The 25,735-nt window shown below is 37.8% G+C and carries 15 protein-coding genes and 1 pseudogene; 13 read left to right on the plus strand and 3 right to left on the minus strand.

All coding sequences use genetic code 11. The features are described 5' to 3' along the window. Positions 1–23: 23 nt before the first annotated feature. The 9 genes and pseudogenes from SPI61_RS01030 to SPI61_RS01070 all read left to right on the plus strand — a co-directional run bounded on the left by SPI61_RS01030 (position 24) and on the right by SPI61_RS01070 (position 22,566). The gene (locus SPI61_RS01030; protein WP_321136288.1) at positions 24–1,241 is read left to right on the plus strand and encodes an AI-2E family transporter; all 1,218 of its coding nucleotides are present in this window, start codon (positions 24–26) and stop codon (positions 1,239–1,241) included. A gap of 75 nt (positions 1,242–1,316) precedes the next feature. Further along, complete coding sequence (gene alaS / locus SPI61_RS01035; RefSeq protein WP_321136289.1) at positions 1,317–3,938, plus strand: alanine--tRNA ligase; 2,622 nt, start codon at positions 1,317–1,319, stop codon at positions 3,936–3,938. 563 nt (positions 3,939–4,501) lie between these two features. Beyond that, entirely contained in the window at positions 4,502–14,401 is a 9,900-nt protein-coding gene (locus tag SPI61_RS01040; protein WP_321136290.1) for a SpaA isopeptide-forming pilin-related protein, read from the plus strand. A 329-nt stretch (positions 14,402–14,730) separates the two neighbouring features. Next, positions 14,731–16,797 carry a pilin N-terminal domain-containing protein gene (locus tag SPI61_RS01045; RefSeq protein WP_321136291.1) on the plus strand — a complete coding sequence of 689 codons (2,067 nt, stop codon included), beginning with the start codon at positions 14,731–14,733 and terminating at the stop codon, positions 16,795–16,797. Positions 16,798–16,875: 78 nt separating this feature from the next. After that, positions 16,876–17,889, plus strand: a complete 1,014-nt coding sequence (locus SPI61_RS01050; RefSeq protein ID WP_321136292.1) for a prealbumin-like fold domain-containing protein — start codon at positions 16,876–16,878, stop codon at positions 17,887–17,889. Positions 17,890–18,024: 135 nt separating this feature from the next. Continuing rightward, a pseudogene (locus SPI61_RS07715) lies at positions 18,025–18,930 on the plus strand (class C sortase); the annotation flags it as partial. Positions 18,931–20,373: 1,443 nt separating this feature from the next. Further along, positions 20,374–21,294, plus strand: coding sequence for a class C sortase (locus SPI61_RS01060; RefSeq protein ID WP_321136294.1), 921 nt, complete (start codon positions 20,374–20,376; stop codon positions 21,292–21,294). Next, positions 21,287–22,177 carry a class C sortase gene (locus SPI61_RS01065; RefSeq protein ID WP_321136295.1) on the plus strand — a complete coding sequence of 297 codons (891 nt, stop codon included), beginning with the start codon at positions 21,287–21,289 and terminating at the stop codon, positions 22,175–22,177. Before SPI61_RS01060 ends, SPI61_RS01065 begins: the two co-directional genes overlap by 8 nt. Before the next feature lie 191 nt (positions 22,178–22,368). Next, a complete protein-coding gene (locus SPI61_RS01070) occupies positions 22,369–22,566 on the plus strand; it encodes a hypothetical protein (protein ID WP_321136296.1) in 198 nt (65 codons plus the stop codon). Between the two features lie 508 nt (positions 22,567–23,074). Here SPI61_RS01070 and rpsR read toward each other — a convergent pair. The 3 genes from rpsR to rpsF are packed head-to-tail and all read right to left on the minus strand — an operon-like array spanning position 23,075 to position 24,076. Continuing rightward, entirely contained in the window at positions 23,075–23,299 is a 225-nt protein-coding gene (gene rpsR / locus SPI61_RS01075) for a 30S ribosomal protein S18 (RefSeq protein ID WP_321136297.1), read from the minus strand. 19 nt (positions 23,300–23,318) lie between these two features. Then, positions 23,319–23,783 (minus strand): single-stranded DNA-binding protein, encoded by a 465-nt coding sequence (locus SPI61_RS01080; RefSeq protein WP_321136298.1) that lies wholly within the window; start codon positions 23,781–23,783, stop codon positions 23,319–23,321. An 11-nt stretch (positions 23,784–23,794) separates the two neighbouring features. After that, positions 23,795–24,076, minus strand: a complete 282-nt coding sequence (rpsF, locus tag SPI61_RS01085; RefSeq protein ID WP_321136299.1) for a 30S ribosomal protein S6 — start codon at positions 24,074–24,076, stop codon at positions 23,795–23,797. 221 nt (positions 24,077–24,297) lie between these two features. On the opposite strand from rpsF, the gene SPI61_RS01090 reads away from it, so the two are divergent. From SPI61_RS01090 to SPI61_RS01105, 4 genes are all read left to right on the plus strand, one after another. Further along, entirely contained in the window at positions 24,298–24,489 is a 192-nt protein-coding gene (locus tag SPI61_RS01090; protein ID WP_034546581.1) for a type II toxin-antitoxin system HicA family toxin, read from the plus strand. Between the two features lie 29 nt (positions 24,490–24,518). Continuing rightward, complete coding sequence (locus SPI61_RS01095; protein ID WP_321136300.1) at positions 24,519–24,908, plus strand: type II toxin-antitoxin system HicB family antitoxin; 390 nt, start codon at positions 24,519–24,521, stop codon at positions 24,906–24,908. Between the two features lie 126 nt (positions 24,909–25,034). Further along, complete coding sequence (locus SPI61_RS01100) at positions 25,035–25,232, plus strand: type II toxin-antitoxin system HicA family toxin (protein ID WP_321136301.1); 198 nt, start codon at positions 25,035–25,037, stop codon at positions 25,230–25,232. Positions 25,233–25,264: 32 nt separating this feature from the next. After that, entirely contained in the window at positions 25,265–25,669 is a 405-nt protein-coding gene (locus SPI61_RS01105) for a type II toxin-antitoxin system HicB family antitoxin (protein ID WP_321136302.1), read from the plus strand. Positions 25,670–25,735: the final 66 nt, after the last annotated feature.

A 25,735-nucleotide genomic window follows, 5' to 3' on the forward strand; every position in this document is an offset into this window, starting at 1 on the left:
ATGTGTTTCGATGGAGGTGAAGAATGGATAAACTAAATCAAGTGCTGAAAATTCAGTTGCCGAAGATGAGTTTTGAAAGCGGAATAAAAATCGCGCTCATGTTTCTCTCGCTCATATTTGTATTGTTTGCGACCTACTATATGGTAAATATCGGAAACAACTACGTCGACGACAAGAGAAAAGTGCGGTTGAATTTGAGAAAAATATTAAAATATGTTTTGATTTTCGCCGGAGCTGCAATAATAATAACGATTTTTAGATCGTACAACAGCCTGCGCTATCTATTGAACGCATTCTTGACATCAATTGTCATCGCGTATGTTCTAAATCCGCTCGTAAAGTGGCTTGAAACAAGATACCCGAAACTTAAACGCAAGTGGTGGATAATGATAATTTTTCTGGCGATATTCTTAATCCTCGTATTCATGATGGTGAGCCTATTGCCGCGCACAATAAACGAATTCTCGAAACTTGTAAACAACTTCCCGCTCTATTTGGACCAAGCGAAAAAAGTTGTAATCGACCTTTCGCACAAATACTTTGGACGTGATGTTTTAAATCTCGAAAAACTTAAAGTGCGAGACATATTCGGCAAAATCGGAATGTCGGACTTCAACTTAAGTTCAATGATGGTCGGAGTAAAAAGCACATTCAGTAAAATCTTTATTGCGGTCTTGGTGCCGATCTTCGTTTTCTATCTCTTAAACGACAAGGAAATATTTATAAAAAAATTGAAGGAATTGATTCCGGCAAAATATAGAGAACAATCCGTCGAAATCGGAAAGAAAATGGACGAAAGCGTATTCAAATATGTCAAGGGAAAAATCCTCATGGCAATATATGTGGGCGTCGCGGTTGGAATATTTCTCGGTATCATCGGGGTCGACTTCGCTCTCGTAATCGGAATAATAACCATGTTTGCGGACATCATTCCGTACATCGGACCGTTTTTGGGACTTGCGCCCGCAACGGTGTTCGCGCTTCTCGACAGCCCGACAAAAGCGATATTTGTCATAATCATGTTTCTGTTCTTGCAATGGACCGAAAACAATATCGTAGGTCCGAAGATTATGAGCGACCAACTCGGCTACCATCCGATGCTCGTACTCATCATAACGATTGCCGGAGGATTCCTATTCGGATTTGTTGGCATGATATTTGCGCTACCTTTTGTCATCGCGCTTGAAGTTGTCTATGAATACTATAAGGAAACAAGAGTGACGAAGAAAAAACTGGATTAAAAGAAAATATGAGCCGTTTAAAACGAAATTCACGGCTCTTTTTATATACTATTATATATTATAAGGAGAATTTTTATGGAAAATATAGAACTTCACGACATACGTGAGAAATTTTTGAAATTTTTTGAATCCAAGGGACATTTGCTCCATCCTTCATATTCGCTAATCCCGAAGAATGACAAATCCCTATTGTTAATCGGTGCAGGAATGGCACCTCTAAAAAAATATTTTACAGGCGAAGAAACTCCGCCGGCAAAGAGAATGACCACCTCGCAAAAATGCGTAAGAACGGGTGACATCGACAATGTCGGAAAGACACTCCGCCACCTTACATTCTTTGAAATGCTCGGAAACTTCAGCTTTGGCGATTATTTTAAAACCGAAGCAATCCATTGGGCATGGGAATTTTTGACGGAAGTAATGAAACTGCCTGCTGAAAAACTTTGGGTTTCAGTCTATGAAAAAGACGACGAAGCATACAGAATTTGGCACGACGAAATCGGAATTCCCGCTGAAAGAATTGTAAAACTTGGAAAAGAAGACAACTTCTGGGAACTTGAAGTCGGTCCGTCGGGTCCGGACTCCGAAATCCACTACGACAAAGGCGAAGAATTCGGCTGCGGAAGCCCTAATTGTAAACCGGGCTGCGACTGCGACAGATTCCTCGAAGTTTGGAACCTCGTTTTCACGCAATTTGACAAAGATAAAAACGGCGAATATCATCCGCTTCCACACCCGAACATCGATACCGGAATGGGACTTGAAAGAATCGCATGCATCATGGAAAACGTCGACTCGGTATATGATATAAAAGCTATAAGAAAAATCATGGACACAGTAGCTGACATCTGTGGAAAGAAATACGGCGACGACAAAGACGACGACGTCCACTTCAGAATAATCGGTGACCACTCAAGGGCAATAACATTTCTCATCTCGGACGGCGTTGTTCCGTCAAACGAAGGACGCGGTTATGTTCTAAGAAAACTCATAAGACGTGCAAGTCGCCACGGAATGCTCCTTGGAATCAAACAAAGCTTCCTCGAAGCGCCTGTAACGGAAGTGATTGAAAGCTGGGGCAGGGCATATCCTGAACTCATTGAAAACAAAAAAGTTATACTTGAAGTCTTAAACACCGAAGAAGAAAGATTCCAAAGAACAATCGTTCAAGGAACAGAACTTTTGACACAAAAAATTGCAGATTTAAAATCCAAAATGAAAAAAGTTCTCTCCGGCGAAGATGCATTCATTCTTTATGACACATACGGCTTCCCGGCAGATTTGACCGAAGAAATCTTGGAAGACGAAGGACTTAGCTACGACAAAGAAGGCTTCAAAGAAGCGATGGACGAACAAAGAACACGCGCAAGGGAAGCTCTCGACAAGTCCGACTCAGGTTGGAAAAAAGATTCAAAAATCGAATTTGACTCGGAAATCGGAAAATTCTCCGGATATGAAATGAACGAAACGACCACAAAGATCACGGACATCTATGTTGACGGCAAAAAGACGGATGAACTTCCGACGGAAGCTGAGGGAATTGTGATCCTCGAAGACACTCCGTTCTATGGTGAATCGGGCGGACAAGTGGGAGACGTCGGAGAAATTATCGGAGACGACTTCAGACTTGAAGTTTTAGACACCCAAAAGACAAAGGACGGACTCTATCTGCAAATTTGTAAGACCGTCGACGGAGTTGCGAAAAAAGGCGCAGAAGTTTCGACAAAAATCGATACAAAAAGACGTGACGACATCAGAAGAAACCACTCCGCAACGCACCTTCTTCATGCGGCTCTTCGTGAAGTATTGGGAACCCACGTTCACCAAGCCGGCTCCCTCGTCAATCCGGAAAGACTTCGTTTCGACTTCAGCCACTATCAAGCGATGACCGAAGAAGAAATAAAAGCAGTTGAAAGAATAGTAAATGAGAAAGTTTTGGAATCGATTCCGGTTGTAACCGAAATAAAATCGCTAAAAGAAGCAAAAGATGAAGGAGTCACCGGACTTTTTGAAAGCAAATACGGCGACGTCGTCAGAGTTCTAAAGATGGGAAAATTCTCGATGGAACTTTGCGGTGGAACCCACGTGAGAAACACCTCCGAAATCGGGCTCTTCAAAATTGTTTCCGAAACCGGAGTTGCTGCGGGCGTAAGAAGAATCGAAGCCGTCACAGGACACGCATCATACAAATATGTTCTAAAAAATGAAGAGCTCATTAAATCCGTTGAAAACAGACTGAAGACCACGAGAGAAAACATCGAGCAAAGAATCGGTGAAATGGAAAAACTTGAGAGAGAGCAAAGAAAAGAAATCGAATCCATAAAAGCAAAACTTCTCGGAAATGCCGCTTCGGATATGACTTCGGAAATAAAAGAAATAAACGGAATAAAAGTTTTGGCGAAAGTTTTTGAAGGCGTCGAACCAAATGAACTCAAAAATATCGCGGATGAAATCAGAAACAAGGAAGACGCAATTCTTGTAATCCTCGCTTCGAAAAACGGCGGAGGATTAAATCTCCTCGTTGCCGCTTCGAAAGGCCTTGTAAAAGAAGGAATCAACTCCGGAAATATCGTACGAAATATTGCGAAAGCTCTCGGAGGAAACGGCGGAGGACGTCCGGACATGGCTATGGCGGGCGCAAAAGACGTCGACAAAGTCAATGAAGTATTTCAAAAAATAGCGGACTATATAAAGTAAATTTAAAACATAAATAAATATATTATAATTATCAAAAAATACCCTTACTCTCAATAGGATGTGGGGGTATTTTTTTTGATTTAATAAACAATATATACACTATATATAGTGGAGTGATAGAATTAAATAAACATAGACATAGATGGTATAAGCCTTTGTAACTATTTTGTCAGAAATTGTCTATTGCAGCTATATAGTGACTTCGGGCACATTTCTTATCTTTGCAGTCAAGCCTGTAAAATAATCTGAAAAAATTACAGAAATGTAAATAATTATGCTTTTAATGTTTATTTATATATAAAAAAGCAGAAAATAGGTTCGCTATGGCTCATTATATTAAAATAAAATTACTATAAATATTATAACAGATAAAATAAATTAGTAATGATACATAAAACATAATAAATATAGAAATAAATATAATAAAAAGTATTAAAAATTAATTTTCGAAATATTTTAATTTTTTTGAAACTTTTTGAAAAAAAGGGTTGACACCCACCACAATAAGTTGTATAATAAATGTAATTTACAAATGGTATGTAGATTGAAAGGAGATAATTCAAGTGAAAAGCCATTCAAAAAGAATTTTATCATTGGTTTTTGCACTGTTGATGGCATTTCAACAAGTGATGTTTGCAGCACAAACAGTTGACCTATTGACACCGGCTGAACAACCGCAAACTGTTGACTTGCTGACTGGTGAAGAAGAAAACAAAACTGTTGACCTTCTCACACCGGCAGAACCGAGTGCACCGATTGAACAACCTATTGAACAATCGGAACCGATAATAGAAGAAAACAAAGAAACAGAAAATCAAACGGTGGATCTATTAACACCGGGGGACGACGAAGTTGTTCCTGAAGAAGGAAAAAATTCGACAACAACTATTTTAATTGGGGGAGAAGAAGAGGAAGAAACTCAAGATGACAGTTGGGATTTAACTCCTGCTGAAATAACGGTCCCTGAAGAAAATCACGACGAAGAAGAAAAGAAGGATGCAACATTCGAAGATGAAGAACATCACGAAAATGCAGGCGTTCTTCCTTGGAGCACAGACCTCGTAAAGCCATGGAGCATTTACAGAGAGCCGAAAAAAGTTTACAGACCGGGTGAAGACCTCGATTTGACCGAACTGTTGGTCGAAATCAAAACGGGTCGCTCGGGAAGTTTGTACAACATCGAAGACTTAATCAACGATGAATTTACAACAATCACAAGAACGAGAAAGTCCGACGGAGAAAAAGTCAGACTCGACGACAAGATTTATGAAGACGAAACAATGACAATCCATATGGATGGATGTCAAGACCTAACAATTGACTTTACTGTAGATGAAAATCTAAAAGACGAAGAAGAAGCTCTCGAAGCTTTCCAAGAAAACTTAATAAGAGAAGAAATCCGTGATGGCTTGGATTTTTCCCTTTATTTAATCAAAAAAGGCGAAAGGGAAAATCCTATAGTAGCCTACTCACTTGATCCACACAAATTGACACCGATTGGAAACGGAGTCGACAAGAAATTAAAAGATGGACCTCTTTTCGATTTAAAAGATATAAATTCATGGGACAGATTTGATATCGAAACCATTGGAAAAGTTAAAGCAATTCTTGAAAGAAGCGCTGAAATAGAAAATGAAAATGTAAGAAAGAAACTTATTACTCAACTTGCAATCTGGAATGTAACCTCAAACATCATTCCAAGAGAAATTGATGCAACAGTTTCTGAAATCGAAGAAAATGAAACAACTGAACTCGGACCGGAATTAAAACCGACCGACGAAGAAGAAGTTCCGGAAGAAAAGGAAGAAGAGCCGATTGAAATAATCGACCCGACAACTCCGAAAGAAGAAATCGAAAGCGTCAAACAAGATGACGAAGTTGAAGCGGTAGAAGAAAAAACTGAAATCGAAGAACCGGCTGAAGAAAAAACTGAAGCTGAAGAGCCGGTTGAAGAAAACGCGCAAGAAAACAAAGAATCTGAAAAAATTGAAGAACAAGCTCCGGTTCAAAGCACAGTTCGCAAAATCGTATTTGATGTAAGAGAAATCGACTTACCATATGATGAAGTAGAACTCTCCGATGAAGAATACGCACTCTACAATGAACTCACATATTTGGAAGGAGTCGAGCTAAAAAGCGAAGACGAAGATTTAAAAATCTATGAACCTATAATAGAAGAAACTGAAAACCAATACGCCGACCTCGTAACAATCGGCGAAAGCGATATCGATTCTATTGAAAGAGTTGAAACTGAAGTCACATTCGATGCAGTCGACTACTCATTCCAAAATCTATATCACACTCTCGAAACCTCAAGCATGTTGGGCTTCGGTCAACCGAGAGACTTCAACGTTCTTCTTAAAGCAACAATGAAAGCTTCAAGAAAAATTGTTGAAGGCGACAAATTCGAAGTTGAAATCCTAAGTAAAACTCTTCCTATATTAAATGGTGAAGAAGGACGTGCAAACGACATCCAAATCGACGGAAAAGTTGTTGCAACCGCTGAATATATTGCGGAAGAACACAAAATCGTCTACACATTTGTAGAAGACCTCGACACAGATAAAGTTGAAATCGAACAGGAATTCAAACAAATCAAAGAAGAAAAAGCAGCTCTACTCAATATGCTCGACGTAAGTGAAAACTTGGTCCTTGATGCAGTTCGTGGCGCTGAAGGAGATGAAGACTCCGAAGAAAACCCGGATGAACTCGAAATCTCTCCGGAAGACGACAACGCAACAATTAAATTGGTACTCGGAAATACACCGGTTAAATACAATGGATATTCTTTCGAAACAAAGAAATTCAGACTAAAAACCACAATGACGGCAAAAGCAGCACCGGTATGGCAAATTCCGGAAGGGTGGACATTTGATGTTAATATCGGACAATATTTAAAACCGGAATATGATGAAAATTCAGAACCTATTCTTAAACCGCTTTATGACCCGAATAACCCAAGTGTTAAAGTTGCAATACCGAAATACGATGCAAAAAATCATGTAATAAAATATACTTTTATAAAACCTTTAAACAATACAAAGACATTTAACATTGATCAACTATTGGCATTTGATACTGAAGCAATTGGCGATAAAAATGAAATTGAAATAAATATCGTTGTTGCACCTAAGAACTACAAAGTTCAAAATATGCCTACAATAAAGGTTAAGAAAGATGACCCTAGGTCAGAAATTATATCTAAGTTTGTTGTTGAAGAAAAACCGGATTTTTATAAAGTCTTATATCCTTATATGGTCAGCTATGTTTCAAGACAGTCTGTAAACAACGAAACAGTAACTTGGGATATTGATGTTGATACTTCTACTCTGAAGAGAGAAGGGTTGGATTATAATAGTATTGCATTATCTTTATATATTCCAAATAAACAAGGATTATCAGATTATAAAGTTAATATAGAAGGAATTAATGAACAACTTAGTTTCTATGACATTGGAGATCTTGTTCTATTTAATAAAACTATAGCAAAAGACACTATTCCTGACAATCTTAAAATTCAAGTTCAAGCTCAAACATCAGTTGAAAGAGATGCATATTCTCTTGGTATAAGAATAACACCGGATGAAGGATATATTCAAAAACTTAGAAAAGAACTTGAAAAGAAGAAAGAAGAACTAAAACCTTGGATAGGGCCGTTGTTTACAATCTTTTCATATTTAAAAGACCCTGATAACTCAACACAGTTCGACAACGGATTTAACTTATTGGACACAAGAATATCGGCAATAGCACCTCCTGAAAATGGTAGCGAAAGGGCTGTAGGATATAATGATCCGCTTAGAAGTGTTTATTTCAACAATTCTGAAACAAGAAAATTTGACATTAGAATTTCAGAAACTTTGGATTTAAAAAATCTGAAAAATATCGAGCTTACAAAAGATGGAAAATATATATCAAATATTGGAAATGATGTATATGCAGTAAATGGCACATCAGTAGAGAATTTAAGCGTCAATAATTATGATAAGCCGATAGTAAATATCTATATTCCTAAAAACGATGGAACTTATGAAAAAGTTGCTTTAAATAGAATAGGAAGAACAGAAAAAGTTAATGAAACAAATTTCAAAAATGCTATAAAACAATTATATGATGATAAGAGATTACTTCCGGGAACGATTATAGAATATGAATATAGTGGCACATATGGAGCGGCAAAAAAATATTTATCAATGTCGTTAAACTTAAATGAACGTGAAGTCTATAATGAACAATTGCTTAAATATACAAATGTTGGGGGATTGGCACAAGCCCAGTTAATAAATGTTGGAAATATACAAGACCACTATAAAATTGGTATGTATGTTTTTAAAAACGGTTATCAAGGAAGTGTCTTATTTAAAATAGTTGAAACCGGCGAAAATGGATATTGTATAAACCTTGGAAAAAATAATCCGACAAAGGTTGACACTTACCACAGAAAAGTAATTGTTGAACCGGGAGAAGGTCTCGAAGCATTAGAAGACGCAATATCAAAAAATTACGACAAAGGAAGTTATAGTGGAGCTGCTCTTTTAAATAGATTAAAGAAAATATTTTTCTACTACGACAAATATGAACGTGAACACAATATTGATTTAATTAATGACGAAGTAACAAAGTATAGGATAATAGATGCAAGACAAGCGGCTATATTTGATGCTGTAAGTAATAACGGTTTGGATTTCTTAACCAGAGGATATCGTGACTATAAAATAGAAACAGATCAAAGAACGGTACAATATTATAATGAACTAAACGGCATCATAAACGACAGTCCGGAATTAACAGAAGAACAACTTAAAAGTGTAACAATAACTTTATATCCGATAGTTGAAGGTGATTTTCAAAACATTATAACCGGGAAAGTTGAAAATCCTGTTTATATTGAAAAAGTCGGACAAGATGGTGAACCTCTCAGCGGAGCTGAATTCGCAATTTTAAAAGATGGAGAAGTTATAGCAAATTGGACATCTGACGGTTCAAATAAGGATTTGTATCTGAAACCGGGTGAATATATCCTTAGAGAAACGAAAGCTCCTGAAGGATACAATAAAATTGAGGATGTAAGCTTTACAGTAGAAAAAATAATTACGCTCAATGATATTACAATTGCCAGAACGATTGGATGGGGAGAAAATAAATATTTTCATTCACAAGAAAGATATACTGACAATGTTATTAAAATCGAACCAAACGATAAAATATCAACTTCAGCCAACGGATATACTTTAAAAGTTAAAAATAATAAAAATAACTTTAGAATTAAAAAAGTTGACGCCAATGATAAAACAACAGTCTTGAAAGATGCTGAATTTACTCTAAATAGAGTTTATGAAGAAGGAACGGAAAATGAAAGAGAAGAACTCGTAGCAGTAAAAACAACGGATGAATCCGGTGTACTTGAGTTCGAAGGATTGGATTCCGGAAAATATGTTTTGAGAGAAAACAAATCTCCGGAAGGCTATGAAAAAATAAATGAACCTGTGTTTATAGAAATTGATAATAAAGGCGGAATTAGATTTATCAGTGATAAAACTAACGGCTCGCTCAATGTAAGCAACTTTGAAGTCGTTACAGATAAATTGACAGTTACAGAAAAAGTTCCAACATCTGAAGCATCAGTTTTTTATAACAACCAAATTCACACGATTAAAGATGATGGAATTGTATATCACAGTGGATATCATGATTTTATGAATGTCAAGACAAAAGTCATCAACTCAGATTTAAAATCTGTAAAATCCAGAATTTTCTTAAACCCATCTACCGAATCTGAAATGACTCAAAATGGTATTGTGGAATTGGGAAATGGACCGGACAGAAACACAATCTTAACATTATCAAAGAATGATGCTAGTTATGTAGACTATAGAATCTACAGAGTTCCAAAAAATGAAAAGACATCTATAGATGAAAACACATCAATGTTTGGTAGAAAATTATATGCCTCCGGTAGAATACAAGGAAACAGTCGTGATATATTCTTTGAAAACTACGGAACAAAAACAAATCCGAAACGTTGGGACGGAGATGCTTATATAGTTGATACTATTGCATATTATGATGAAATTGATAATAATAATACAGAAAAAAGAATCACAAGTTTTGACTGGAAATATATCAATAAAAACAATGATGTAGAAAGTCATATTTCAGGAAGCTTTGGAGCGGAAGTAAGTTGCACGGAAAAACTTGTTGAAAAACCTGGAATTCCAACACTTCTTGTTAAAAATAAAAAAGGAACAAGCATAACAATCACAAAAGTTGACGAAGCAAATCCGGATATGAAACTGACTGGAGCAAAGTTCAAAATTTATAAAGAAGATGGAAGCAATGAACAAATCGCTACAACAGATAAAGACGGAAAAGTAACATTTGCCGGTCTTGAAACAGGAACCTATATAATTGAAGAAATAGAAGCACCAAAGGGATATGAAAAGAAAGATATGTATTGGAAGGTGTTAATTGGAGAATCAAATAAATCGAATGTTACACTTTTAAATCCTTCAGATAACGATAAGGCAATACTTTCATATAATGGCTCACAACTAATTACTCTAACAAATAAAATTAATCATTCATTAAATCCAAGAGATAACTCTATAATTCCTAACGAATATTCGGTTGAAGTTAATTTCATAAGAAATAGCAAAAAATCGATAAATGGAAATCTGAATATTGAACTAAACAAAGATGATTTTGAAATTGTAGACGTTGCAAGAATGGTGATAAATGAAGGCATAAAAAGAAATTATGATATAAATCAAATCAACTCTAACGGTAGACTATCTGACAGTCTTCCACTTGGACAAAATGGTGGAAGTGGTAAATACTTTATAATTGTAAAGCCGAAGAATATTGTTTCAGGTGAATATAAACCTATTAAATCAATCGATTACCAAATAGATAGTAACACAAAAATCGAAGCTCCTGATTATTCATTGCCGAAAATGCAAATTCAATCGAAAGGTGAACCAAAACATTTTGCCGAAATACAAGAAATAAAGGTAAATGATGGATTCGAAATAAAAGATTCCGGTAATAGAACAATACGAAACGCAAGTAACGGAGCTCCTCTCTTGACTATAGAACCTAATCTAAAACAAGTAAAAGACGGTTTTACTTGCGATTTAAGAATTGAAAGCTTGTACCCATACACTGACAAAGAATATTGGACTCAACTACAATTTGAACTAGACAATGACAATTTCGAATTCGAATTTGATGGCGAAAAAATACAAGAATTAGATTTTCAACAGTATAAAGTAAATTCGAAATATGGTACAAATAACTACACGTTGAATATAAAACCAGAAGGTGATCTTGCAACAGGAATTTATATGCCGATTAAACGCATACTAGTTGCAGATAAATCTACAAACAGTTTGTTGCCAAAGATAATAAAAAAATTCGATTATAATGTTTCTCAAAGCGATAAAGCTAAAAAAATATTTAACGATAATGACCAGGTACAATATGAAGCACATTCAAGCATACAAAAGAATGCATCCAACGATTCTTATTTGTTGAATATAGGAATCGATTCTAAAATAAGTCCGGATAGAGACGAAATAGTAAGAATTAAACTCAATACAGAGGACTTTATTGTAGAACCGATAAATACAGTTGGAGAATACAATGTTTCAAATGGAGAGTTTACTTCTAATATAGCAGCAAACCAATTAGGAAACAGTGAGTTCAGATTTAATGTAACTCCTAAGTCTAATAGATTTAAGAAACTTCAACCTATTAGTGAATTTACAATTGGTACTAATGAGATTAATGAATTCTCCGGCTCGGAAAAACATCTTGCATATTTACTGAGACAAGATGATAACGAAGAGATTTATCCAGGCACGAAGCCTGTAATACAACAAAACAAAAAAGGCGAGTTCTCATTCGTAGCTAAAAATAGTACTAAGGGTACTGGAAAGATTATTGTTAAGAAAACCGGAGAAAATGGCAAAGCACTAAATGATGTAGTGTTCTCATTGTATAAAGTTTCTGAATCGGGAAGCAAAAAATTAGTAACATCTGTAACGGTAAAGAATGGAAAAGCTGAATTTACCGGATTAAAAGATGGTCTATATATTCTTGAAGAAACTAAGACTGTTGATGGATATGTTCTTGATACAAAGCAAAGAGTTATTCGTATAGGTGGCAGTGATAAAGATGACGTCACAGCACCTCAAACCTCAAAAGATGTATCCGAACGATTCAGTGTTGTTATGGATGACAATAATTTCAACAGATTGGCTGCATCCGGAAGCAGAGATGACAGATTTGAAGTTGTTTACCCAAATCAATCCGAATGTGTTAATGTTAGACTTAAATTTAATATTAATAACTCAAATGAGGACCCTATAAAGCCGGGAGACACATTTGCTCTTGAATTTGATGATAGTGTTGACGTCGACGGTATTGATAAAACAGTAGACAGCGAATTTGATATATATGGAACATATGGAAAATTTGCTAAAGCAAAAGTATTAGGCGAATATCCAAACAGAAGAATCATAGAGTATACTGTTACAAAAGCTGCAGACAGATATGAAGCAAAAAACATTACTGCGATGATTCCGGTCTATCCAAATAGGTTTAAGTTACTGGGTGATGATACCTTAACAGTGAGAGCAAAAATTTTAAGTGTAGATGAAGTAAACGGTCATATAGACGGATCAGATAAGGAAATATTTAACAACAATGCATATAGCGCATCGATAAAAGTTAATTATACTGAATATTTTAACAAACTTGGTGATGGTAATATTATTGCATATATGAGAGAACTTCATGCGGATCCTGATACTAAAGACAAAAGGTTTAAATCTATAGCATATGTTAATCCAAAGTCAAGACCTAGATTTGATAAAACTGTAACATTAAGTGCAAATCAAAGAATCACGGCTGAACATATCAGGTTGTACAAAGTTAGAAGGGCAGATGGAAACCCAATGCCATATTCATTCGGAATTGACTTAAATAACTATGCTATCCATGGACTTGAAGCACCGTTTGAAATTAAAAAGTATACGTATGATTCAGAGAATAATGAATACTCGTTTGTAATACCAAATGATGGAGAACATTGGATCAGCGAAGATGGTATAGGTGAATACGGCTCAGATTCAGCATATGTTATGGAAGTGGATGGTACTGTTACAAGTAAGGAACTTACGGAATTCAGATTAAAACATTCATTTGAAGAAAGCTATAAAATCAAAACCGGTAATAAAGTAAGGGAACCTATATATGAAAATGGATATTTACTAGGATATGTATGGAAAGATGTTTGGAATAAATATACTCATCACTGGGATTGGGAAACGTGGAGTGAGTTCTACTTCCCGGATGCTCACAGTGATGATGAGCCTAGAGAAATTAGCGTTGATATTGAAAACCATAAAAACAAAATTGAGTTCACAAAGGTAGACAGAAAGATTAAAGAAGTCAAACCGAGTGAAAAATCTGAACAGTTAAAACCGGCTGGCTTTGCGGATATGTTCAAACCTGTTGGAGCTTATGAAGGCGCGGTTTCAAGTGGAGAAGATTCATCAAATAACAATTATGAAGACGCACCGCTTAAAGGAGTTAAATTCATCCTTAAAAAAGATGGAAAGGAAGTTCAACAATCTGAAAGAGAATCTGACGAAAATGGTAAATTCGGATGGGAAGGACTTGCACCCGGCAAATATGAAGTTTGGGAAACAGAGCCACAAAAAGGATATGAGAAACCATCTACCGCTGTAGCAACATTTACTGTTGATGAAAACGGTGAGATTACAGTTGATAAAAATACAACTATAATTATCAACAAAAAATATATGCCGGACATCAAGTTCAAGAAAATAGACGGTAGAAATAAAAATCCATTGGAAGGCGCGGAATTCACTTTATATAAGAAGAAGGAAGCAACAAAGACGAATGACGAATCCGAAAAGACTGAAAATGATGAAGATGGCGAAAAAGTAAATCCTACAGAAGAAAAAGATGAAAAACTTGAATTTGAAGCAGTAATAAAAGAAGTTGTAGAAAATGAGGAAACAAAGAAAAAACCATATACTGTAACTTCTGCTAAAGATGGAACTTTCAAATTTGAAAAACTCGAAGACGGAATTTACGCTGTTAAAGAAACCAAAGTACCGGAAGGTTATGTATTACTAACAAAATATGTATTCTTCTTCAAGGTTGAAGGCGGAAAGATTTACAAGATTAACGAGTACGGAAAATATGTTGACATGAAGGACATTATTGTCAAAAACGATAAAAAAGACGAAGCTTTGATTGTTAATACAGAATCCGGAATAAAGTTTAATGCAGAATTATTCGTTGAAAACTTTAAGGCTGAATATCCTCACACAGGTGGGGTTGGAGCACTTCCATTTGTATTCATCGGTATGATGATTATGATGGTTGGAGCATATATGTTTATTCGAAGGAGGGATGCCCTCTATGAATAATAGTATTACGGAAAGACGGATACACGATCCGTAGTGCGAAGACGCATCTGCGGGAAGAGAAGAGGTGGAGTTTTCCATGGAAATTTGTCGAGAAAAAGAATACGAAAAAGACACGAGTGACAAGGAAAATAAGTTAAACATTCGCGAGAGCGATTAGAAAATCAAAAACAAAACACAAGGGGACAGAGTGTAAGAAACAATGTCCACGAAGAGTTGTCGGGAAAGAGATACGAAAAAGGCACGAGCGACAAGGAACAATGAACAAACAAAAGACAAAAAAATCAAAAACAAAACATTAGAGAATTATATGAATTTATAAGGAGAGAATTATGAACAAGAAATTCAAATTTTTGACAGTGCTTCTCGCACTTGTCATGACACTCGGTGCATTTGCACCATTCAGTGCAGTAAAAGCTGCAGACGAAGCAACAGAAACAGAATCTGTTACAATCCACAAAATTTTGCTTACAAAAGCAGCATTAGAAGCTCACGACAAAGACAAGAAATATGATGGTAAAAAAATCATAGACATCAAAGATTTCTTTGATACAGATGCAAAAGAAATTGATGGAGTTTACTTCAAACTTCAAAAACCGGCAGATGGTGTTACAGATCCTGATGTAAACAAAGATGAAGATTGGGTAGACATTGAAGGAAAAGAAGGTAAGACTGAAAACGGAAATGGGCGTACAATTGATACTAAAGGACTAAAAGGAACTTATAGAATAGTTGAAGATTTAGAAAAATCAACTTATAAGGGTGAAGATGGAGAACTTCTTGCTGATTCTAAAGCTGTTCCTACAAAAATCACACTTCCGATTGTAAATGAAGAAGGTATCGTAAAAGATGCTCACGTATATCCAAAGAACACACAAGAAAAACCAAAAGTTGACAAGGACTTCAAGGATAAAAATGAATTAAGACCTGTTGATGAAAAAGATGCTGACGAAATTCACGGCGGTGCTGATGTTGATAAAAACCAAAGAGATAAAAAAAGAGCTACTGCTGATTTAGGTGAAAATATACCTTACGAAATCAAAACTGTTATTCCGGCTAAAACAAAATATAAAACATTAGCTTGGGACGATACAATGAGCAAGGGTCTTACATTCAACGACGATATTAAACTACAAATCGGTGGAACAGATGCTACTCTTGGAACAGACTATATAGTATCTTACAAAGAAAATGGATTTACAATCCAATTGCTAGAAGAAGGTCTTAAAAAAGTATATGACAAAGATGCTGAAACAGAAATCTACATTACGTACTCTGCAACTGTAAATGGAGAAGCAGAAGTAGATAAGACAGAAAAGAATAAACTTAAATTTTACTATGACAACAACATTTCAGTTAAAGGAAAACCAGAACCAACAAACCCGGTAGATGGAAAATTAAAAGTCACAAAAGATTTCCCTAATGTTACAGGAAACTGGGTAGAAGGTGAAGAAGTAACTGTAACAATCATTGATGTTGAAACCGGCAAACCTGTTGAATTTAAAGATGGTCAAAAAGCAACAGTTGTTTTAACAATAAATAAACAAACTCATGAATGGACCGGATTAGATAATAACAAGCAATATAAAGTAGTTGAAACATTCAAACCTAGCGATATCGTAACATACGAAAAAGGTGAAAATGGCGAAGTAATCATCCACGACGAAATTAAACCTGAAAAACCTAATGAAATCGAACCATCAGTTCCAGAAGTAATCCTTGGTGGAAGAAAATTTGTTAAAACAAACAACGAAGACAAAGGTAGCGACAAATTAGAAAGACTTGCTGGAGCAGAATTCTACGTTAAAAATGCAGAAGGAAAATATCTAGTAGCAGCTAAGAAAGACGCACAAAAGGTTGCAGATGCAAAAGCAGCTCTTGATGAAGCAGTAAAAGCTTACAATAATCTTACAGCTGAAGAACAAAAAGACGAAAAGATTAAAAAGGAAAAATTAGACGCTATTAACGAAAAACAAAAAGCTTATAATGATGCATTCGTAGCTAACGCAACAGAATATACTTGGGGCGAAAAAACTGATGCTAATGTTGTTGTATTAACATCTGACGCTGAAGGTAGATTCGAAATCAAAGGTCTAGCTTATGCAAAAGGATATAAATTGGAAGAAAAAACAGCTCCAAAAGGATTTGCTAAACTTCAAGATGAACCAGAATTCGAAGTAAAAGAAGGTTCTTATGTAAGTTCAGATGTTGATCTTCAATACAACAAAGAGAATACAGATGCCGGATACGGTCTACAAATCAAGAATAAGAATGTTACTATCCCACAAACAGGTGGTATCGGTACTGTTATCTTCACTGTAGTCGGTGTTATGTTGATGGTTGGTGCTGCATTTGCACTCAAGAGACGTAAAGAAGACGAACTCGAAGGTTTAGCATAACTTATAGTATTGAATTAGGAGCAAAGAAGTTATATAATATATATAACGACAGCTATTTACAAAGAAAAGGAGGTAGAGATGCCGAAGTTTATTAAAAAACAATTTAAGATTCTGAATCTGATATTGGCATTTTGCCTTTTCTTTCCCTTTTTCAGGGTTAGCGCAGCGGATGAGATTGAAATCGTTGTAAATCTTTATCTCGAAAGCGACAGAGAGGAGCTTAAGAAAGCTCTCGAGGATGCCAATATCGAGATTTGGAAAGTTTCCGACAAAGACGACATGAGTTCCGACGACAAGTTTGAAGAAATTTTCAAACACAGAATGTGGTCGGACAAGGATCTTGAAAAGGATTTTAAACATGTTTTGAGTTCAGTTAAGGCTGACGAAAACGGAAGAATTGTTGTAATGCTTAAACCGGGAACCTATTACGCACGTGTTAAGGGCGCAAAGTACGGTATTAAGTTTAACGATTTTGTGTTCTCGGTTTCGGATTTCTTGAAAGAAAAGAATGAGGACAGGATTGTTATAAATCCTAAACACACTCAACCGGAAAAACCGGGCACACCACCGCCGCCGGAGGTTCCGCCTCCACCTGAAACTCCACCGCCGGAAACACCGCCGCCGGAAAATCCGCCGGATGTTCCGCCTGAAGAGCCGAACAATCCGCCGCCATACGGACATTTCTATTTCAAGAAGGTGTCTGTTGACGGAAAGCCGATTGGGGGCGTTGTCTTCAGACTTACAAAGGTGGTCGACGGTAAGCCGCAAAATTTAATGCAAGGCGACAAGATTTTCACGCTTGTTTCCGACAAAAACGGAGATTTTGACGTCGAGCTTCAATACGGCGACTATGAATTATGGGAAACGAAACAAGCACCGGGCTTTGAACAATTGACCGAAAGTGTCAAGTTCACGGTTGACGGTGATGATAGTTCAAAAAGACTTGTGATAAAGAACAAGCCGTTTACAAAGAAGCCGCTTCCAAAGACGGGGGATTTGGTTTTCCCGATGCTTTGTGCACTTGGAGCAATTCTTTTCACAACGGGTTTTGCAGTCGCAAGGAAAAATGAAAAATCGACAGAGGCAAATTAGCCTTTGAACAATAAAAGATTTGGCGGGTTCGCCCGCCGTACATAAAACACGAAATCACGGTTTCGTGTTTTCTCTTTATAGACAAAACAGCCGGTTGTTGGTATAATAGAGTTAGAATATTTTTTGGGAGTTTGTATGGACAAGGATATTAAAAACGAAAAAGTGAATATCGAAAAGAAGAATGCATCAAGAAAAAAGAAGAAGCGCGCTTCAACTTTTATTTTAGTTGCAATTTTTTTGGTGGGACTTTTGGTTTTGATGTATCCGATTATTTCCCGTCTGTATTACAATGTCGAGTCGACTTATGAGATTAACGATTTCGACAAGGAAGCTGCAAAGCTCGACGACACGGAAGTAAAGAGAAGAATCGAGCTTGCTCGCGCGTTCAACGATTCGCTCGTGAACCATATCGACAAGGACCCGTACACCGACGAGCAAAAGGCGGCGGGCAGAAAAGAGTATGCGAGAATGCTCGAGATTAACGAAAGAATGGGGCACGTTGAGGTTCCGAAGATCAATGTGGACATTCCGATGTATGCGGGCACGGAGGAGGAAGTACTCCAAAAGGGCGTTGGACACCTTGAGGGGACGAGTCTTCCGGTCGGAGGCATCGACACGCACACGGTTCTCACCGCACACTGCGGTCTTCCGACAGCAAAGCTTTTTACGGACCTCGAAAAGCTCGAAGAAGGCGACGTTTTTTATGTACACAATCTTGCGGAAACGCTCGCATATAAGGTTGTGCAGATAAAGGTTGTAAATCCTGACGAATTCGACGATCTTTTGGTCGTCAAGGGACACGACTATGCAACGCTCCTTACTTGTACGCCGTATATGATAAATACGCACCGTCTTTTGGTTCGCGGAGAAAGGATTCCGTACGATGCAGTTGCGGACATTGTGACGGCAAGGGAAAACAAGGAGATTTTCAAATATAAAAACAGATTCTTTATTGCGCTTGGCGTTATTGCACTTCTGCTTTTATTGATTTTAACTACAAGGCACAAGAAGAAGAGATATAAAAAAGCGATAAGAAAGCTCTTGGCGATGAATGAAAAAGATTCGAACGATAAGCCTGATGATGGACCTGACGATGGAGGGGATGACGACGGCGACGACAATCCGCCACCTGACGGACCGGGCGGAGGTGCGTCGGGTGTTCCAGAACCGACAGAACCGAGCACTCCGGTTGTCGGTGCAATAAAAGACGAAGACGAGCCGAATGAGCCGGAAGAAGACTCGAATTTGGACAGTTTTCAGGCGAAGAGCGACAGCATTAAGAGCGATGAATATGTAGAAAATGGAGGAGAAGACGTGAGTTTTTTAAAGAAACTTAAAAATATTATGGTTGAGCCGGACGAAGACGAGGAGTACGACGACTTCGACGAAGTTGACGAAGAGGAAAATAAAAAGTCCGACAAAAAAGAAGGCATAAAGGCTTGGGACGACGATACGGCTCCGGAGGATGACACTCCGAAGGAAATTAATATCGACAGCGAACCTGTTATTGAAAGAAAGACGGCTTTTGATGACGAGGCTTTGAAGGCGGAAACCGAAAAGAAACTCTTTAAGGATGAACAGAAAACGGAAACGGACAAGTCGGACAAAAAGTCGGGCTCGTTCTTCCAAAAATTCAGCAAGAAGAAGGCAAAGGAAAGCATTTTTACCGATGAGGACCTCAATATCAATCAAGAGGAAAGAAGGCTCAAGGCGAAACGTCTTGCGAAGGAAGCCGAGGAAAGGATTGAGAGCGAAAGGGAAAATCTGAAGAAGATTGCAACGAAATCGAAAATCGTAAAAGAAACGGAAAAACAACCGAAAAAGAAGGTTTCGAAAATCGATTCGGCGGACCCGAAGGCGCTCGAAATGGAATTTAAACGTTTGAGAGAGGAAACAAGACTCGAAAACGAAAGAATTGAAAAGAATAGAGCCGCGAAAAAAGACGAGTCACCGGTTGAAATCGATTCGAAGAAGGTGGACAAGAATTCACGTGTGCAAGAGCTCAAGGATATTTCCGAAAAGAATTTGAAAAAGGATTTTAAAGACAGCTCAAGCGACTATGTCAAACCGGAATCGAAAAAAGTCGAAAAGAAGGAGCCGGTAAAGAAGGCAACAGAAGAGATTAAGAAAGATTTTGAGCCGGTTTCAAATGTTCGTGTTCCAAAAAACACCGACGAGACGATGAATTTTGAAAAAATCAAGGAAAGCGCTCGAGAAGAGCTTTCGAAAGAAAAGGGAAAAGAGTCCGAGGTAAATCCGAACCACATTATTCGCGAGGTTGAAACGGAAGCGCAAAGACAAGCACGTCTTGCAGCAGAAGATTTCGACAGAATGATGGCGGAAAGACGAAAGAAAAGAACTTCGGACAAGAGCGTTATCGATATGAAGCTGAGCGAAGAAGAAGACAAATTGCAAAAGTTGGCTGATTTATTCACGGGAGACGGGGATAATAACTAGAGCATTTTTCGAATAGCGGGGGAGAATATGGCGAAAAAAGAAGAAAAAAACTTGATATTTGACGAGGGAGACTCGAAAAAGAAAAAGCGCAAGCGGAATCTCGTTTTGGGTGGGATCTTTCTTTTGGGATTTTTGATTGCCATATATCCCGTCATTTCGCAGCTTTATTATAGGCAGGTTGCAACAAAGGAAGTCGAGAGTTTCGATACAAAGAGAAATGAACTCGACGAAGCGGAACTGAAAGAAAGGCTCGAGCTTGCACACGCGTACAATCGCACGCTCGACCCGACAAGGATGGCGGACCCGTTTACCGAAAAGGAAGAAGCGGGGCGCAGAGAGTATGCGAAGATGCTCGAAATCGGAGAAAAAATCGGGCACGTTGAAATTCCACAAATAAACGAAGACTTGCCGGTGTACGCCGGAACGGGCGAAGACATTTTGCAAAAGGGAGCAGGACACCTTGAGGGCTCGAGCCTTCCGGTCGGCGGCAAGAACACACATGCTGTTGTCACAGCGCACAGGGGTCTTCCGACGGCAAAGCTCTTCCGTGAGCTCGACAAGCTTAGAAAAGGAGACGTCTTTTTCTACCACAATATCGAAGGAGTACTCGCATATGAGGTCGACCAAATTTTGACGGTGGAGCCGACGAATTTCGAGCCGGTGCTTGTGCAGGAAGGAGAGGACTTGATGACCCTTCTTACATGCACACCTTATATGATTAACAGCCACAGACTTTTGGTTCGAGGGCACAGAATTCCTTATAAACCTGAAGCGGAAATTACGAGAAGGGCGACGGGAACAAGCGATGCAAGTTATCGTGAATACTTTATGATTACACTTTCGATTATATTGTTCCTTGTGCTTGTGCTTTTCATTGAATGTTCGAGCCTCAGGAAGCATAAAAAGATTTTCAGAGAGCTCAGGAAAAAGAGAGATAAAAATGAGTAAAATAAAAATGGAAAAGAAGCACTGGTTTTTAATCGGTCGGCTTTTGATGATTGTCGGAATTTTGATTCCGCTATATGCGTTTCTTTCGATTACCATAAACGATATGAGAAAAGCGAACGAGTATGAGGAATACATCGAAAGAGAGGCGAAGCTGAGCCGCGAGGAGAAACAAAGGCTTGAGAAGAAAATTAAAAGATATAACAAGAGCGTTAAGGACATCGACGCCGGCGCGGTCGACCCGTTTACGGGGAACGATTTCAAGGCGAGATACAATATCGAGGGTGAGGACGATGAGGCATTTTCGTATATAAGGATTCCGAAAATCGACGTGACTCTGCCGGTTTATCTCGGGGCGAGCTATAAGCATCTTGCGATGGGCGCGGCGCATGTCGACGGAACGAATCTTCCGGTCGGTGGAAAGGGATCCCGCTCCGTCATTGCGGGGCACAGGGGCTTTTACAAGGACACGATGTTCTTGAATTTGCACGAGCTTGAAGAGGGCGACATGATTATGCTCCGTCGCGGCACGGAAACGCTCATATACAAGGTGACGGACAGCGAGGTCATAAACCCGTACGATTGGGACAAGCTTGACCCGATTGAGAATGATGACACGCTGACACTTCTTACTTGCGACCCTATAACGCCGCCGAGCCCATATCGTTTGATTGTGAATGCGAAGAGATATGAGCCGCCGAAAAAAGAGGGGATTGAAAATGAGATTGTAAAGATCGAATCAACTCCGGTCAAAAAAGAAGTCAAAACCGTGAACACGTGGATTTATGTGGGAACGGTGGTCTTGTCGATTTTGCTTTTGTATGTAGTTGTAAGCACAGTGGTGAAATACGGGAAGATGAGTAGAAGGGACGGTATAAATATGTAAACGCTGCCTTTTACTATTTGCGGTTATTTTCGCGATAAACGCTTGATTCAATATTTTAGTCGTTGCGACATATTTATCAATATGCCTCACTCCTAAAATATTTCATCTAACCGTTTCTCATCGAAAATTCCTCGCAAATAACGGCGGGGGTTTGCGGTAGAGATTTGGTAAATGTTTTGTGTTGAATGGGAATGACGGAGAAGATATTTTATGCACACACCGTTGCTGGTGGGGTTGTAAATTGCATAGAGGACATATATGGCGGCGGGACACACAGTGCCCGCCGTTACGTTTTGGGAGACACACAGAGCGAAGATGAGATTGTAAATAATAAAAGGAATGATGGGGATATATTTTATGAACATACCGATGGTTGTATGTTGTTATAACAACGAAAGTTTATGATTTGAGATTTTGATTCTATATTTTATATACACACCGTTGTTGGTAATAATATATATTCCATAAACACAAAAATGGGCGGGAGGACACGCAGTGCCGTCCCGCTACAATGCGTACATGAACACATAAGATTGCATAAACAAAATAATTATATGAATGTTCAGGTAATAATTTATGTATAAATATGTACACGCCGTACGTAGCGGCGACCGGTTTTTTCGATGCACGAAATAGAAACCTGTGATTTTGTATAAAATGACAGAATTTGTAGCGGCGTGATTACATTCCGCCGCCTGGAGTATGAATGCATACACGATTATGTGCAATACAATTTTATAATTAGATAAACGCCGTACGTAGCGGCTGGCATACGTTACGACGTAAGGAGTAACGATGTCCTGCCGCTATGAGAGAAAGTTGTATCGCCGCAAATTTTATATGTATTAATTTCCACAAACAAAAAAATAAAGCTCCGGGAAACCGGAGCCTTTTTTATTAGTCTACTACATATGGCAACAATGCCACTTGTCTTGCTCTTTTGATAGCAAGTGAGATTTTTCTTTGGTGTTTAGCACAAGCGCCTGTTACACGACGTGGAAGAATTTTACCACGTTCTGTTACATATTTCTTGAGCTTTTGCACATCTTTATAATCGATTGTTTCGTTTTTGTCTGCGCATAGTTGGCAAACTTTCTTTCTTGGACGAAATCTCTTTTGCATGTTTTTCTCCTTTCTTTAATTAGAATGGAATATTTTCATCATTTCTAGGTTCGAAACCTTTGAAATCATCATATCCACCATCGAAGCCGTCGTCAGCCGGTGCATTGAAACCTGAATTTCCGGATGAATGACTTTGGTCTCTGTCCTTCCATTCGATGAAGTCGACATTTGAAGCTACAACTTCTGTCCACGTTCTTTTGTTTCCTTGCTTATCTTCGTAATTTCTTACGGAGAGGCGACCGTTAATCGCGATAAGGTTTCCTTTTCCGACAAAATTGTTGACAACTTCAGCTATCTTACCCCAAACGGCAATGTTGATGAAATCGGCTGTTGCCCAACCCTTTTGTTCATATTCTTGTTTCTTATCCTTTGAGAGTCCCTTGTCAACTGCAAGTGTGAAAGTACAGTTTGCAGTATTTGTGTTAGGCAAATATCTTAGCTCAGGATCTCTTGTTAATCTTCCAATCAAAACTACATTATTCATAGCTTACACCTCTAGTCTTCCTTTGCGATTGTCATGTAACGTAATAGGATGTCGGAAATACGACATACACGTGTTATTTCTTTGATCGCTTCCGGTTCGGATTTGAATTCGAGTAATGAATAATATCCTTCCGGGTAATCATTGATTTCATAAGCAAGCTTTCTTAATCCCCAATTGTCTACTGAGAATTGATTGCCTTCGCCGATAACACTTTTCAATCTTTCGATGAGTGCTTCACGCTTTTCGTCTTCGATGTCAGGACGAAAAACAAGCATTGTTTCGTAATCGTTCATAATTACACCTCCTTTTGGTCTTACGGCAAGAGCGTCTGCCCTTGCAAGGAACAATTAAGTCCACGAGATATTATAACATAATGGGTTAAGTTTTGTCAACGGTTTTAGTGGTGATTTTTTTAGAAAGTTACGGGGAAAAGGTAAGAGTGTGAATGTTTTTAAAATTTATTTGACACAATTTGTTTATACGTGTATAATATACGTGTAAGGAGGAAATGTTTATGGCCAAAACAAAGCCTTACAGAAAAGTTGTTAAAGTTATGAAAGCAAATGGCTGGAAGCTTGACCATACAGAGGGATCACACGAGATTTACATCAAAGATGGTTACATTTGTCCTGTTAAATGCAACAAGAAGGATATTCCTTCGGGAACTTTAACAAGTATTGAGAGGATCACGGGACTAAAATTTTAGCCCCTCTCTCTTTAAAAAAGGAGGTTTTTATGAAGAAACTTATATATCCTTGTGTTGTTCGAAAAGAAGATGACATCTATTATGCAAATTTTCCGGATTTTAACGCCTGCTTTACAGATGCAGAAAGCATTGATGAGCTTTTTGCGAATACAAAAGAAGTTTTAAACGGCGTTATTTTTACTATTCTAAAAAATAAAATGGATTTACCGGCTGCCAGCGAAAATATAAAGTTAGAAGAAGGGGAATTTCTCATTTTGGTTGAATCTCCGGTCGGGGCAATAAAAGATAGGATTAATAATATGGCTGTCAAGAAAACATTGACATTGCCGGCTTGGATGAATGAGATGGCGATGGAGCATGATATAAATTTTTCTCAAGTGTTGCAAGAGGGTCTAAAGAGGGAATTGAATATTAAATAAAGTTTTAAGCACACGTAATTGTGTGCTTTTTTATTGGGGTTATGTAAAGTTTTTATCTTATTTTTATTAAAAAAACCATTGACACGTAATATAATACGTTATATAATATAGTTAACGGAGGTAGAGATGAAAAGTTATTCGTCAAGGGAAGTTATAAAATTATTAGAAGCTGACGGTTGGTATTTGGCTGACGCTGAAGGAAGTCACCATCAGTTCAAGCATGATTTCAAGAAGGGGCGTGTTACAGTCCCACATCCGAGGAAAGATTTACGGCTTAGAACTTTGAAATCAATCGAAAAGCAATCAGGATTAAAATTTAACTAGTCATTTTTTCTCATACCTTAAAGGAGGTTTTTATGAAGTTTAGCGATTATTATTGTTATCCCGCCGTTGTTACATTTTATGAAGACGGAGGGACGGAAACTTATTTTCCGGATTTAGATGTTTATACTTGTAATGATGACGATTCAAATTTGGTTGGATATGCCAAGGAACTTTTAACTTTAACTATGTACGGATTAGAAGAAGACGGAGAGCCTATTCCGGAGCCGACACCATTAAATAAGCTTAAGGTGGGCGAGAATGAAAAGAGTATTTTAGTTGATGTTTTTATGCCGCCTTTTAGATTAAAGAGTAAAAACAAATCGGTTAAAAAGACTCTATCTATTCCAGCTTGGATGAATGAAATGGCGATGGAGCATGATATAAATTTTTCTCAAGTGTTGCAAGAGGGTCTAAAGAGGGAACTAAATATTAAATAAAGTTTTAAGCACACGTAATTGTGTGCTTTTTTATTGGGGTTATGTAAAGGTTTTGTGTTTTCGAGA

Source organism: Ezakiella sp., from assembly GCF_034180565.1.
Lineage (GTDB): Bacteria > Bacillota > Clostridia > Tissierellales > Peptoniphilaceae > Ezakiella.

Bases quoted from the DNA above. Each gene is read 5' to 3' on its own strand.
- SPI61_RS01030 (WP_321136288.1), top strand. From the start codon at position 24: ATGGATAAACTAAATCAAGTGCTGAAAATTCAGTTGCCGAAGATGAGT.
- alaS (WP_321136289.1), top strand. From the start codon at position 1,317: ATGGAAAATATAGAACTTCACGACATACGTGAGAAATTTTTGAAATTT.
- SPI61_RS01045 (WP_321136291.1), top strand. From the start codon at position 14,731: ATGAACAAGAAATTCAAATTTTTGACAGTGCTTCTCGCACTTGTCATG.
- SPI61_RS01050 (WP_321136292.1), top strand. From the start codon at position 16,876: ATGCCGAAGTTTATTAAAAAACAATTTAAGATTCTGAATCTGATATTG.
- SPI61_RS01060 (WP_321136294.1), top strand. From the start codon at position 20,374: ATGGCGAAAAAAGAAGAAAAAAACTTGATATTTGACGAGGGAGACTCG.
- SPI61_RS01065 (WP_321136295.1), top strand. From the start codon at position 21,287: ATGAGTAAAATAAAAATGGAAAAGAAGCACTGGTTTTTAATCGGTCGG.
- SPI61_RS01070 (WP_321136296.1), top strand. From the start codon at position 22,369: ATGACGGAGAAGATATTTTATGCACACACCGTTGCTGGTGGGGTTGTA.
- rpsR (WP_321136297.1), bottom strand. From the start codon at position 23,299: ATGCAAAAGAGATTTCGTCCAAGAAAGAAAGTTTGCCAACTATGCGCA.
- SPI61_RS01080 (WP_321136298.1), bottom strand. From the start codon at position 23,783: ATGAATAATGTAGTTTTGATTGGAAGATTAACAAGAGATCCTGAGCTA.
- rpsF (WP_321136299.1), bottom strand. From the start codon at position 24,076: ATGAACGATTACGAAACAATGCTTGTTTTTCGTCCTGACATCGAAGAC.
- SPI61_RS01090 (WP_034546581.1), top strand. From the start codon at position 24,298: ATGGCCAAAACAAAGCCTTACAGAAAAGTTGTTAAAGTTATGAAAGCA.
- SPI61_RS01095 (WP_321136300.1), top strand. From the start codon at position 24,519: ATGAAGAAACTTATATATCCTTGTGTTGTTCGAAAAGAAGATGACATC.
- SPI61_RS01100 (WP_321136301.1), top strand. From the start codon at position 25,035: ATGAAAAGTTATTCGTCAAGGGAAGTTATAAAATTATTAGAAGCTGAC.
- SPI61_RS01105 (WP_321136302.1), top strand. From the start codon at position 25,265: ATGAAGTTTAGCGATTATTATTGTTATCCCGCCGTTGTTACATTTTAT.